Origin of the sequence: Paenibacillus xylanilyticus (assembly GCF_047246825.1) — a bacterium.
GTDB lineage: Bacteria > Bacillota > Bacilli > Paenibacillales > Paenibacillaceae > Paenibacillus > Paenibacillus xylanilyticus_B.
In genome coordinates, this window is sequence record NZ_JBFOLB010000003.1 from 208,494 (window position 1) to 220,985 (window position 12,492).

Genomic DNA, 12,492 nt, shown 5'->3' on the forward strand with positions numbered 1-12,492 from the left:
TTTTTCTGGTTAGGTAATACTATATATCATTGAGCAGGGATTACATTATACAGACTGTTTTGAGTATGGGCCTGTTCATGTTACACAGTGTAAAATGAGACGAATTCTCATTCAGGACGATGTCATTGCTCTGACTGTTTATCTGACATCACTTCACTGAATAACCGCATATCCCAATGATGAATTATTGTCTTCTCACCGAAGAATTGGCATTGGTGGGGATATGCTTTCCAACGTCTTCCGGCCTATCTTATAGGCCAATCGCAGCTCTCCCCTCCCTGAAAAGCGCATGTTTCTTTGTATTTATTGAATAAATATTCGGAAAATATGACATATACCCTCGTATTCTTGTCGTTTTTCTTGTATAACGTTCTATATGGAAAAGGCAGGAATACACCTTCTTTTAGAAATTACAGAATCCATATCGTTTCATAGAAAGGGCTATGCAAAAAGCTTTCAACTTTAAAGATCGGGGTGGTCTGCATGTTTGATTGGCTTGGATGGAGAAAAGGGTGGCCGTTATGGCGGTCGTATCGGTTGAACGCACATATCAAGGGTGATGTGGAACAGATTTTTGAGGGGATTGCCGATACGAGGCAGCAGCTGCTGATGGATTGGGCCGATGAGCAATGGAGTCATATGGATCGATTACTGCATCAGGTCCAATCGACCGGACCCCTGGATGCAGAACAAATAGCTCAGAATAGAAACAAATGGGATGTATGGTTTAAAGCCGCTTACATCCGGGCAGCAGATAGTACGGAAATTTTTATGCTCGATGAGCAGAATCAGGTTGTATTTTCTACATATAAAAAACATGTTGGACAGATCTATGAAGATAACGAAGTTTTGTTTGGACCAGGGTTACAGTATTCCAAAACGGATATGAACGGGAAACGATGTCTATATGGCCCCTATTCAGATCCGTTAACACTGGACATTGGGCGGCGCTCTTCCTCTTTTCACGATGACGTCACCCTGATGTTCATTGAACCTATCGTACAGGAAGGACGTTACATCGGTTCACTGTGCTGCCGTATCCCCAATGATGTACTGGGGGACTTGATTCAACGGGAATCCGGACACATCTATCCTGATTCGGGGGACAATTATCTCTTTATGGCTGAATCGAAACTGCGGCCACAGCTGCAACCCGGAACGGCTTTGTCCCGCAGCCGCTTCGAAGATCGTACATTTACACATGGCGAGAATCTCAAGGATGGCGTCACCACCGAGTGGGGGATTGTCTCCGTCAAAGAGCATACCGAGCTGGAACTGATGTTTACCGACCCTTCCACCGGCGAGCTGCATCCGGGTGTAGCGAACACTATCCGCAACGGGTCGAACCTATTTGCTGCCTATCCGGGTTACTCCGATTACCGCCATATTTCCGTAATTGGCAAAGGAATCACCTTCCAGCTTCCCCACTGTCCGGATCGTTGGGGCATGATGTGCGAAGGCGATCTGGAGGAAGTGTACCGGATACGCAGTATCGGCTGGCGTCAGTTCAAGCTGCACAGCCTGTTCATTGGTTTGTCGGGCATTGGGGGAGCAGCTCTCGTGTACGCTCTTTCAGGCAGCGCATGGAGTGCAGCAGCGATAGCGGCATTCAATATCATTTTCGGCTTATTCATCGCAGATCAGCTGCAACGGAGACACTACCAACGCGTCCATGAGGATTTGCGGCGCATCAGCCGGTTTATTCGAATCAATGCGGAAGGTCAGGGCGATCTGACACAGCGGCTGGACATGTCTGCTTTTGCCCAGGACGAATCAGGTGAACTCGCGAAATGGATCAACAACATGATTGATTCGCTCGAAGGCATTATGCTCAAGGTCCAGGTTGCCACCGTGGATGTGATGAACAATCAGTATCAGATGCGCACTTCCACCGAGACAACCCAAGTTACCACCGAACGTGTAAATCACAAGCTCGGCTCCATGATCCACGGCATACGCGAACAACTGGAGGATCTGGATCAGGCCAAGCTGGCTGCCGACCATATGCGGTATACGCTGCAGCAGTTGGAGACCTCTGCCACCGAACAGATTGTGGTGGCGCGTCAGGAAGTGGAACGCATTGGCGACAAAATGAATCAGATCTCAGGGACAGTCACAGATACCAACCGTACGATTTTGTCCTTTATGGATACCATGCAGGACATTTACCGTGCACTGGCGGCAATTGATGAGATTTCTGCTCAAACCAACCTCCTTGCGCTGAATGCCTCCATTGAAGCAGCACATGTAGGAGAACATGGCCGCGGCTTCGCTGTCGTTGCCGGTGAGATTCGCAAACTGGCTGAGCTGTCTCGTTCCTCTACCGAGGACATTCATCAGATTCTGGATAATATCACAGCTGCAGCGGGAGCTGCTGCCCGCTCCATCCATGAAGGAGATCAGGTTCTGGCTGAAGGCAGCGCCCTTGTGCAAGCCGCTGCACAGCTGCTGCAAAAGGCAACAGCCGAGGATCCGCAGAGGACTCAGGTTGTGGATCAGGTCGTGATGTTCATGGAAAATATCGCCGCCATCAGCCATAAAAACCGCTCCACGTCCGCAGAGGTGGAGGCCGAGATGATGGCACTGCTCAGCGACATGATGCATGTTCAGCAATCGTCGCATAACGTGGAGGTCATTACTGTTTTCCTGCAGCAGCTTGTGGGCCAATTCCAGTTGACTCATCCCGAAAAAATGGCTGTCATCTGACGTCATCGTTGACGCGGATTGGAGAAATGGCTAAAATTTGATGCAACTGTTCCTTTTGAATTTCGACATTGTCGTATCGTTCATTTTATAGAAGTTTTTCCAATCCGAATCAATGAAAGGGTGGTCTGCATGGAGATGCTCCAGGATTCTTTTGGCAGGATACATGACTATATCCGTATTTCTGTTACGGACCGCTGTAACTTGCGTTGTGTGTACTGCATGCCAGCCGAAGGCATGGAGTTCGCCCCGCATGATGAAATTATGAGCTACGAAGAAATTACTCAGGTACTCAAGGTGCTTGCCCCGATGGGGATGCGCAAGGTGCGCCTGACTGGTGGTGAACCTTTGGTACGCAAGGATCTGCATAAGCTCGTTGGCATGATCTCGGCTATCGACGGAATTGAGGATATTGCGCTGACTACTAATGCGCTGCTGCTGGATAAACAGGCTCAGGCACTGAAAGATGCTGGGCTGAACCGCATTAACATCAGTCTGGATTCCCTTCATGCGGATCGATTTTCCATGATTACTCGTGGTGGAGATGTCAAAAAGGTGCTCAAAGGGATCGAAGCTGCAACGGCAGTTGGACTTGCGCCAATCAAGTTGAACGTCGTGCTCATGAAAGGCATCAATGATGATGAAATCAAGGATTTCATTGCCATGACGATCGATCAACCGCTGCATGTGCGTTTTATCGAATACATGCCGATCGGACATGCTTCGGATTCATGGCGCAAATCTTATCTGCCGCTGGAAACTGTCACCGATGCATGTGCAGAGGCTGGCTGGACAGTAGAGAGCACATCAGGCCCGGCTGGGAACGGCCCTTCCCGCAACATGAAGATTGTTGGTTCGCAGGGAACCTTCGGCCTGATTCACCCGGTAAGTGATCACTTCTGTGATAACTGCAACCGGCTTCGCCTGACGGCAGACGGACATATCAAAGCTTGCCTGTACTGGTCGGATGAATACAACGTCCGCCGCTACGTCGATGATCCGCATGCCATGGCTGCCCTTTTCCTCAAGGCACTCGGTACGAAGCCGAAGAACCATGAAATGGCTCTGGCACTGGAGCAAAAGATGCAAAGCCATACCCCAACCGTACGGCGCATGTCCCAGATCGGCGGGTAGCACAAGAGACACCGATGCCTGCCTACTGACCAATAATGTATACACAAGCCATTTTAATATGTCCTGTATGCCGCTGAGGAGACATCCTTTGCGGCTTTTTCTATGCGTTCACAATTAATAGAAACTTGTTTTACCCATTCTGCTACTAAAATTGTTACAATATAAATTAATATACGTCATCACGATCCAGCGATCTTGACGATGTTTAGACAAATACACCCCGAATCACACATACCGCACATAGGAGTTGACTGAATGAATATTGTTGAAGCACTCGTTGCAGCAAGCCCTTATTTTAAAATCATGCTTAAGGAACATAATCTGATGATCGCTGTAACGGACACCGAGAAATTCTGGTATTATGTGCCCAGTGAGGATCTTGACCTCGGTATCAAGGCTGGGGATCCTGTCTCGCTTGAGGATCCTACACTGCGCCGTGCCCTGATTCATGGCGAAACTTCAGCCAATCGTATCGAAGCCCATCATTATGGGACCGCCCTCAATTCTACAGCTACTCCTCTGCGAGATGAGACAGGTAATATTGTCGGTGCCCTGGCCATCGGCTTCTCTCTAAAAAATGAAGAGCATCTGGAACATTTCACTGAATTGATCAGCAGCATCAGTGGCAGATTGACCGACATGGTCCAGACCGTAGCCGCCCAATCTGAGGAGTTGTCCGCTTCCTCTTCTCAAATTCTGGACAACACCCGAGTTGCTGTGCAAAATGCAACCGAGGTCAATAAAGTCGCCTCGTTTATCCGGGAAGTCTCTGAGCAAACCAATCTATTGGGTCTAAACGCGGCCATTGAAGCGGCAAGAGCGGGTGAAGCAGGCGCCGGGTTCGGGGTAGTGGCATCCGAAGTGCGCAAACTTTCCACCGGGACGAAGGAAGCTACCGTAAATATCGAACGTTCCCTCAAGGATGTACAGCATTCAATCCGTCAGATGGAACAGGAGATCACATCCATCTCCCAGTCCAGCACCCAGCAAGCCGAGCTGGTAACGGAATTTAGCGAGATCATTGACCAGTTGAACAATGTGAGCGAGGAACTGAAAGTCTTTATTGAATCCATGATTCTGAAGACAGAATCTTAATAAATATTAATCCCCATATTATGAGCTCAACTTCGCCTATAAAATGGCTAATCCCCGCACACTTACGTTGCGGGGATTATTTTTTTAGACTACTGTACCTTAAGACGATTACATATGAAACAGCTTCCACAACATCATGCCTGCCATTACAACCATTACCCCTGCGGATAACCGATTGAAGACCTGACTAACACGTCCTGTACGATCTGTTCTCCCAATCAGCCTTCCGGCACTTGCCAGTCCGAGAAACCATATCCACGAAACCGCCGCTGCTGTTATGGCAAAGGTGATCCGATCCATCCCTTCATACTGAAGCGAGCTTGTGCCTATTACAGCTACCGTGTCCAGCAGCGCATGTGGGTTAAGCAAGGATACGGAAGCCGCGAAGACAATCTGACGTCCTGCAGACAGCGCAGTTAACGAACCAATCGCCTTCCCGGATGACCTCCAAATGCTCCATGCCATATACAGCAAAAATGCTGCCCCTCCTGCATACAACACACCTGCCAGCAGCGGCCACTGCAGCAAAATGAGGGATATCCCTCCGACTGCCGCCCCAATTAACAGCGTATCGCTGATCCCTGCTGTCACTACCGCCGGAAACGCACGCATTAAACTTCGCTGACTCATCCCCTGGTTAAAAATAAAAACATTCTGCACGCCAAGTGGCAGGATCAGGCCAAACGCCAGTACCACGGCATGAATAAACACACTCATTGTTTGTTCATCCCCCTTATATCTGTCTCCATATTAGGTGAGATGACTTCCGATGTGACCAACCAATTGGATGGCATAGAAACCAACCAAATGATATAGTGTTCGGTACAGAAGCATGAAGCTTCAATTATCCAACCAACCTGGAGGCAAACTCGGCATGAATCATTCCGACCTACGACAAGGCATCGATTGGAAACCTGACCCGGCACAATCCTTGCCCCTGTATCGCCAGATCGAATTATATATCAGTCAAAAGATAACAACTGGAGAGTGGACAGCGGGCTACCGCCTTCCTTCGCAGCGAGCATTGGCACAATCCATGGGGGTAAATCGCAGTACACTGGTTACTGCTCTGGACAACCTGGCCGCCGCAGGCATGATTGAAGGCAGACACGGCGGCGGGACGTATGTATCCGGCTCCGGTTGGCATGCACTGGCCCACGGTGCCGCACCCGACTGGAACGAAGCCATTCAGGAAGGCTGGTATTATCCCAACCTGCCTGAAGTGCAGCTCATTAACCGGGCTGAGTTTCAGCATGGCATCATTCGACTGGGAACCGGAGAACTTGCGCCTGAATTGATGCCCGAAGAAGCCTTCAATGAAATTCTTCGTTCCCTATCCGGGCGTTCACGTACACTAAACTACCTTGAGCCCCAAGGCAGTCTGCAACTTCGCGAGGCCTTGTCCGACTATTTAATGACCTGTGGCATTCAGGCATCCCCTAGCGCCATTCTGATCGTATCCGGTTCGCTTCAGGCACTGCATTTAATATCGGTCGGTCTGCTTCCCCGCGGATCAGCCGTCCTGCTGGAAAAACCGTCCTATCTCTACTCCATTCATGCCTTTCAATCTGCGGGATTAAAAATGAATGGCATCCCCATGGATGCGGGTGGATTACACATTCAGCGTCTGAAGGACACTCTGCGGAACGGACTTCCTCAGGGTCACACCTCGCCGCTGCTCTACACCATTCCAAGCTTCCATAATCCGACTGGCTCTGTCATGAGTGACGCTCGCCGAAACGAGCTGATGACCACAGCCCATGCCGGAGGCATTTCCATTCTGGAGGATGCCGCCTATACGGATTTGTGGCTGGACGAGCCTCCGCCACGATCACTTAAGGCGCGGGATCTTGATGGTCGTGTGCTTCATATGGGTACCCTGTCCAAAGCTGTCAGTCCTGGCCTGCGTCTTGGATGGCTGGTTGGGCCAGAGCCGGTCATTCGTCGTCTGGCAGATATCAAGATGCAGACAGACTATGGTACCAGCTCCCTGGCTCAGGAAGCCGCAGCGTTATGGTTTGCGGAAGGGTACTACACCCGGCATATGGACCATCTGCGGCCTGAACTTCGCCGTCGCAGAAACTTCATGCTTGAGCTTCTGGAACGTCATTTCACGGGTATTGCCGAGTGGAATAAACCAGCCGGCGGCTTTTATATCTGGCTCCGGTTCACCGCCGGCTCCCTTTCGATTCGTCAGCTGTTCCATGCCTGTCTCCGGGATGGCGTGCTCATTCACCCAGGTTATCTGTATGACCGTCTAGATGCAGACCACCTTCGTCTGTCCTACGCATATGCTTCGCCTGAGGAGATGGAGCGTGGAATGCAGCTGCTCGCGCAGACAGCCAAAAACCTGTTTAAATGAACAACAAATAACCGCCTTAAATCGTATCGGTACATCCTCATGACCCAGACAGTTTATGACGGCGCGTCTAATCTTAAATGCGATGCATCTTCAATCACATGCTTGGCGGACGGTTGCCCAACAAGTTCTGATACTCCTGCATGGTATTCATATTGTTTAACTGGCCCGCGGCATCTTGGACCCCTGCCTGTTCCAGATCGTCTGCGTCGACATATCGCCCCCCAATCTCCTCCAGCCAGCGGGTGACCCGCAAACGGTCTTCGACCAAGCACTGTTCGAGGCTGGGAAGGACGCGCTTATGGTAAATGCCCACCAGTGGATGAACCCGTCCTTCCAAGCACGGCACCATCGCCGGATGCTTCTGGTCCGATTCAGCCAGCCGCTGCATGGCGGTAAAAAAGCCGGGCTGGATCAGAGGCAGGTCACAGGCACAGACCAGATTCCATTCGGTCTCCGATGCTTCAAGGGCTGCATGCAGCCCGGCCAACGGCCCCCTTTCCGGGTAACGATCCTGAATACATGTATAACCGAGAGCATCATAAGCAGCCGCATTAGGCCCAGCAGCAATAATGACCCGGGATACTGCAGGAGCCATGGCTGCGGCCACATGCTCCAGAACAATGGAACCATGCAGAGGAAGCAGCGCCTTGTTGGTGCCCATCCGGCTGGACAGGCCGCCTGCCAGTATAATGCCGGTCCATTCCTTCATGTTCACGGTAATCTTCCCTTCCGGTTCTCATATAATAAACTTATTCTATACATTGAATCCCCTTTCAACAAATGATACATTGAAGAATATTGATTCTGAAAGGAATGGCTCTATTGGACAGATATGCACCCGGAAGAGGCAATCCCTCTTTGGTCTCGCTGAAACTATATAACTTTTTCATTTACGGAGCCATCTCCATCTTCGCTGGCTTTCTTCAATTGTATCTGCAGGAAATCGGCATGACCAAGCTGGAAATCGGCAGTCTGATGGCGATCGGTCCCTTTGTATCCCTGTTCGCCAATCCGTTCTGGGGCTTCTGGAGCGACAAATCCCGCAATATTCGCATTGTCCTTATGATGATGATGGGAGGCACATTTGTGCTTGCCCAAGCCGTCTTTCATGCACCCACATATGCCTGGATCTATGGAGCCATGATTTTCTTTTATTTCTTCCAAAGTCCGCTGTTTGCCCAAACCAACAGTCTCATTCTCGGGTATATCGATGGGACCACCCAGAAATTCGGCACGTTCCGGCTGTGGGGCTCACTCGGTTGGGCTCTGACTGCTGCAGCTGCCGGACCGCTTATTGACCGCCTGGGCGTGGGCAGTGTATCGATTGTCTTTGCCTGCATGATTGCCATCGCCTTTGCGTTTGCCATGTTTCTGCCAAGGCAGCCCATCGCTTCGGATACCCCAGTGGTCACGTTCCGCCGCTTCGGCAGGGTGATGTTCAATCCTTACTTTATGACGTTTATTGGACTAGGTGTGCTGGTGTCGGTACCTAATGCGATGAACAGTACATTTATGTCGCTCTACATTACAGAGATGGGCGGCAACAAACAGATGGTCGGGTGGGCCATCTTCACGTCATCCATTCTCGAAGTAGGTGTCTTCCTGCTGCTGGATCGCTTTTTGAAACGAAAAATGAGCATGCTACTTGCAAGTCTCGTACTCGTCAGCCTGCTGTTCGCTGTCCGCTGGCAGCTGATGGCTGAGGCCGTTAACCCGCTGGAGATTGTATTTATCCAGCTGATGCACTCGATTACGTTTGGTGGGTACTTCTATGTGGGTACCCAGCTGACCATGCTGTTTATCCCAAGACCCTATCGTTCCTCTGGTCAAGCAGTGTATACGATGGCCTGGGGCGGCATATCCGGTGTCATTGCCGGCTTGTTCGGCGGTTGGTTATTCCAGAGCTTTGGTGCCGAGGTCATGTATAACATTGGCGTCTTTTTCTCACTCATCGGTGCAGTCGGCTTTGGAGTGATGTGGTTGATCAACCGCAGAAACGGTTACCAGCCTATTGTACTAACCGAGATGGGCAGCATGGATGAGGATGGATAATGTTTTGTTGGCAAAAGTTGAAAAATTTACACTGGAGCACTGCTTGGACAGAACAATCTTTCGATCGCTGTTATCCCCGGATTTTTATGATTCCCTTTATTTAAAGGGTAAAATCATGGTGATAAACACGAACGCTTCGCTTCTCATGCTTTATTCTGTCCTCTCCGTTAGGTGTAAATAAAAAGTTCAAACATTCAAACAAAGGATTAAGAATAGTAGTAGAGAGAAAGGCGTCTCCATTGGCTTGTTGCCCCGGAGACGCCTTTTACGTTTATAGCTCTAACTTGTAGCCTGACCTTAAACCTTTTACTTTACCTATTGTTCTACCTCTGTTAGTACCTTATGCCTTCGGCAGTTGGAACGAGCTTTTCAGGGACACGACCCGGTTGAACACAGGACGGCCTGGCTCGGAATGCTTCGGATCCACGCTGAAATAACCGTGACGGAAGAACTGGAATTTATCCTGTGCTTTCGCTTCCTTCATCTCTTGCTCCACGTATCCGTGAACAATCTCAAGGGAGTTCGGGTTCAGTTGATCCAGGAACGTTTTCTCCGGTTGTTCTTCCACGAGCTCAGCCCCGGCTACTTCTGCTTCTGCATCTGCTTCCGGTGCTTCTGCCGAGATCAAAGGCTCATACAGACGGAATTCGGCCGGAACTGCTTGGCTCGCTTCTACCCAGTGGATTGTTCCTTTAACTTTACGACCCGTGAAGCCACTGCCGCTCTTCGTCTCCGGATCATACGTACAGTGAATCTCGATTACATTGCCTTCCGCATCCTTGATGACATCGTTGCATTTGATAAAGTACGCATGTTTCAGGCGAACTTCATTGCCAGGGAACAGACGGAAGTATTTGTTCGGCGGATTTTCCATAAAGTCGTCTTGCTCAATGTAAATCTCACGGGAGAATGGAATTTGACGATTGCCCATTTCCGGATTTTCCACATTGTTCTCTGCTTCCAGCCACTCCACTTCCCCTTCAGGGTAGTTGGTGATAACCACTTTCAGCGGGTGCAGAACCGCCATGGTACGAGGAGCTTTCAGTTTCAGATCCTCACGGACAAAGTGCTCCAGCGTTTGCAGGTCAATAACGCCCTGACTTTTCGAAATGCCTGTCTCGAATACAAAATCACGAATCGCTTCCGGTGTGTAACCCCGGCGACGGAGACCCGAAATCGTTGGCATGCGCGGATCATCCCATCCATCCACATGTCCTTCGTCCACAAGCAACTTCAGCTTCCGTTTGCTCGTAACCATCTGGGACAGGTTCAGGCGACCGAACTCATATTGGTGCGGCTGGCTCTCCATCTCACATTCGGCGATGACCCAATCGTAGAACGGACGTTGATCCTCAAATTCCAGGGAACAGAGGGAATGTGTCACACCTTCAATGGCATCTTCCAGCGGATGAGCAAAGGCATACATCGGATAGATGCACCATTTGTCACCCGTGTTATGGTGGTGCGCATGAGCGATACGGTAGATTACCGGATCACGCAGGTTGATATTGGGCGAAGCCATATCAATCTTCGCACGCAGCACTTTTTCTCCGTTCTGGAATTCACCTGCACGCATCCGTGCGAACAGGTCGAGATTCTCCTCGACGGTACGATCACGGTACGGGCTGTTCTTGCCCGGCTCTGTCAGCGTACCACGCATTTCCCGAATTTTGTCGGCGCTTTGGTCGTCGACATAGGCCTTTCCTTTTTGGATCAGCAGGACAGCACGGTTGTACATCTCGTCAAAATAGTCGGAAGCAAAACGTTTCTCGTTCCACTCGAAGCCGAGCCATTTGACATCCTCCTGAATGGATTGTACGTATTCCACATCTTCCTTGACCGGATTTGTGTCATCAAAACGCAGGTTCGTTTTACCGCCGAATTCAGCGCCCAGCGTGAAGTTGATCCAGATGGCCTTGGCATGGCCAATATGCAGATAACCGTTCGGTTCCGGAGGAAAACGGGTAATGACTTCCTGGACTTTTCCTGACCGGAGATCTTCGGTGATAATATTTTTGATAAAGTTAGGAGGGGTTGTACGATTGTCCACAGGTATCAAACCTTTCATGAATTGATTGGAGCTTTCAGAAATTACAAAGTGTTTCATCTAAATATACCTTTTACGAAGGACGAGTTCAATAAAGAACGGCACCAAAGTCCGGATTGCCTGCACACAAGATAGGCCAAAAACCATTTTGACGGGTTCGCGCGAATCATGTAGCATGATAGTAAAAACAAAATAAAGGGAGGGATTCCCATTGAACACGCTCAAACTGACCAAAGAACAGCAGGATGAAGCCATCCGTACCATCCAGTCGTATTTCGAAGAGGAACATGGCGAAGAACTTGGCGACCTGGCAGCTTGGGGGGTGCTGGATCTGTTTATGACGGAGCTCGCTCCCTACATATATAATCAGGCACTCCGTGACGCCCGTACCACCGTGAATCAGCGCATGGCCTCCATGGAAGAAGATTTGTTTGCACTGGAGCGCAAACTGCCTCCTGCCTCCCGCTAAACCACTAATTATAAAGAAAGAAGGTTGCACTCATGTTTACCTATTCATTGGATGAATATACCGAGCTCCGTCCACTCTCCATGGAGCACACCAAGCCTCTGTTCGAACTTACGGATCGCTCGCGCGATCAACTGAGACACTGGCTGCCATGGGTGGACCATGTAACGGAAGTAGAACATACCTCAAACTTCATCAGCAACGCGCTGAAGCAGGGCGCCGAAAACGGAGGCTTCACTGCAGGTGTCTGGCTGAAGGGTGATCTCGCAGGCATTATCGGCTTCCACGAGATTAACTGGACCAACCGTTCCGTAAGTATCGGATACTGGCTTGGGAAAGGCTTTGAGGGTCAAGGCTTAATGACCAGTGCTTGCCGTGTTCTGGTTGATCATGCTCTGGTCACCCTGGATCTGAACCGGGTCGAGATTCGTTCGGCCACCAATAACAAGCGCAGCCGGGCCATCCCTGAGCGTCTTGGATTTGTCCTTGAAGGTGTAATCCGTCAGGCAGAGAAGTTGCCCAAGGGATACGTCAATCATGCCGTATACGGCATGCTGCAGCATGAATGGGAACTATTGCGTTAACCCGCATACATAATGTTACAAACAATGGATGTCTCTCCCCCGCAAGAAG

10 protein-coding genes are annotated in these 12,492 nt (G+C 50.1%); 7 read left to right on the forward strand and 3 right to left on the reverse strand.

Translation table 11 applies throughout. The features are described 5' to 3' along the window. Window positions 1-483 precede the first annotated feature (483 nt). From AB3N00_RS20355 to AB3N00_RS20365, 3 genes are all read left to right on the forward strand, one after another. Window positions 484-2,706: a methyl-accepting chemotaxis protein gene (locus AB3N00_RS20355; protein ID WP_413036215.1), complete on the forward strand. Its 2,223-nt coding sequence runs from the start codon at window positions 484-486 to the stop codon at window positions 2,704-2,706. A 129-nt stretch (window positions 2,707-2,835) separates the two neighbouring features. Continuing rightward, on the forward strand, window positions 2,836-3,837 hold the full coding sequence (gene moaA, locus AB3N00_RS20360; RefSeq protein WP_413036216.1) for a GTP 3',8-cyclase MoaA: 1,002 nt from the start codon (window positions 2,836-2,838) through the stop codon (window positions 3,835-3,837). Window positions 3,838-4,092: 255 nt separating this feature from the next. Further along, a complete protein-coding gene (locus AB3N00_RS20365; protein ID WP_413036217.1) occupies window positions 4,093-4,932 on the forward strand; it encodes a methyl-accepting chemotaxis protein in 840 nt (279 codons plus the stop codon). 108 nt (window positions 4,933-5,040) lie between these two features. On the opposite strand, the gene AB3N00_RS20370 is transcribed toward AB3N00_RS20365, so the two are convergent. Beyond that, window positions 5,041-5,649, reverse strand: a complete 609-nt coding sequence (locus tag AB3N00_RS20370) for a LysE/ArgO family amino acid transporter (RefSeq protein ID WP_413036218.1) — start codon at window positions 5,647-5,649, stop codon at window positions 5,041-5,043. A 157-nt stretch (window positions 5,650-5,806) separates the two neighbouring features. On the opposite strand from AB3N00_RS20370, the gene AB3N00_RS20375 reads away from it, so the two are divergent. After that, complete coding sequence (locus AB3N00_RS20375; RefSeq protein WP_413036219.1) at window positions 5,807-7,294, forward strand: PLP-dependent aminotransferase family protein; 1,488 nt, start codon at window positions 5,807-5,809, stop codon at window positions 7,292-7,294. 94 nt (window positions 7,295-7,388) lie between these two features. Here AB3N00_RS20375 and AB3N00_RS20380 read toward each other — a convergent pair whose 3' ends face one another. Continuing rightward, a complete protein-coding gene (locus AB3N00_RS20380) occupies window positions 7,389-8,003 on the reverse strand; it encodes a molybdenum cofactor guanylyltransferase (protein ID WP_413036220.1) in 615 nt (204 codons plus the stop codon). Between the two features lie 104 nt (window positions 8,004-8,107). Between AB3N00_RS20380 and AB3N00_RS20385 the strand changes: the two genes are divergently transcribed. After that, the gene (locus AB3N00_RS20385; RefSeq protein ID WP_413036221.1) at window positions 8,108-9,346 is read left to right on the forward strand and encodes an MFS transporter; all 1,239 of its coding nucleotides are present in this window, start codon (window positions 8,108-8,110) and stop codon (window positions 9,344-9,346) included. A 340-nt stretch (window positions 9,347-9,686) separates the two neighbouring features. On the opposite strand, the gene AB3N00_RS20390 is transcribed toward AB3N00_RS20385, so the two are convergent. Beyond that, a complete protein-coding gene (locus AB3N00_RS20390) occupies window positions 9,687-11,414 on the reverse strand; it encodes a glutamine--tRNA ligase/YqeY domain fusion protein (protein ID WP_413036222.1) in 1,728 nt (575 codons plus the stop codon). A 190-nt stretch (window positions 11,415-11,604) separates the two neighbouring features. Here AB3N00_RS20390 and AB3N00_RS20395 point away from each other — a divergent pair, with 190 nt between their 5' ends. Continuing rightward, window positions 11,605-11,862, forward strand: coding sequence for a DUF2164 domain-containing protein (locus AB3N00_RS20395; protein ID WP_413036223.1), 258 nt, complete (start codon window positions 11,605-11,607; stop codon window positions 11,860-11,862). A 32-nt stretch (window positions 11,863-11,894) separates the two neighbouring features. Further along, the gene (locus AB3N00_RS20400; protein WP_175396711.1) at window positions 11,895-12,443 is read left to right on the forward strand and encodes a GNAT family N-acetyltransferase; all 549 of its coding nucleotides are present in this window, start codon (window positions 11,895-11,897) and stop codon (window positions 12,441-12,443) included. Window positions 12,444-12,492: the final 49 nt, after the last annotated feature.

Coding starts and splice junctions, on each gene's coding strand:
- AB3N00_RS20355 (WP_413036215.1), top strand. CDS start 484: ATGTTTGATTGGCTTGGATGGAGAAAAGGGTGGCCGTTATGGCGGTCG.
- moaA (WP_413036216.1), top strand. CDS start 2,836: ATGGAGATGCTCCAGGATTCTTTTGGCAGGATACATGACTATATCCGT.
- AB3N00_RS20365 (WP_413036217.1), top strand. CDS start 4,093: ATGAATATTGTTGAAGCACTCGTTGCAGCAAGCCCTTATTTTAAAATC.
- AB3N00_RS20370 (WP_413036218.1), bottom strand. CDS start 5,649: ATGAGTGTGTTTATTCATGCCGTGGTACTGGCGTTTGGCCTGATCCTG.
- AB3N00_RS20375 (WP_413036219.1), top strand. CDS start 5,807: ATGAATCATTCCGACCTACGACAAGGCATCGATTGGAAACCTGACCCG.
- AB3N00_RS20380 (WP_413036220.1), bottom strand. CDS start 8,003: ATGAAGGAATGGACCGGCATTATACTGGCAGGCGGCCTGTCCAGCCGG.
- AB3N00_RS20385 (WP_413036221.1), top strand. CDS start 8,108: ATGGCTCTATTGGACAGATATGCACCCGGAAGAGGCAATCCCTCTTTG.
- AB3N00_RS20390 (WP_413036222.1), bottom strand. CDS start 11,414: ATGAAAGGTTTGATACCTGTGGACAATCGTACAACCCCTCCTAACTTT.
- AB3N00_RS20400 (WP_175396711.1), top strand. CDS start 11,895: ATGTTTACCTATTCATTGGATGAATATACCGAGCTCCGTCCACTCTCC.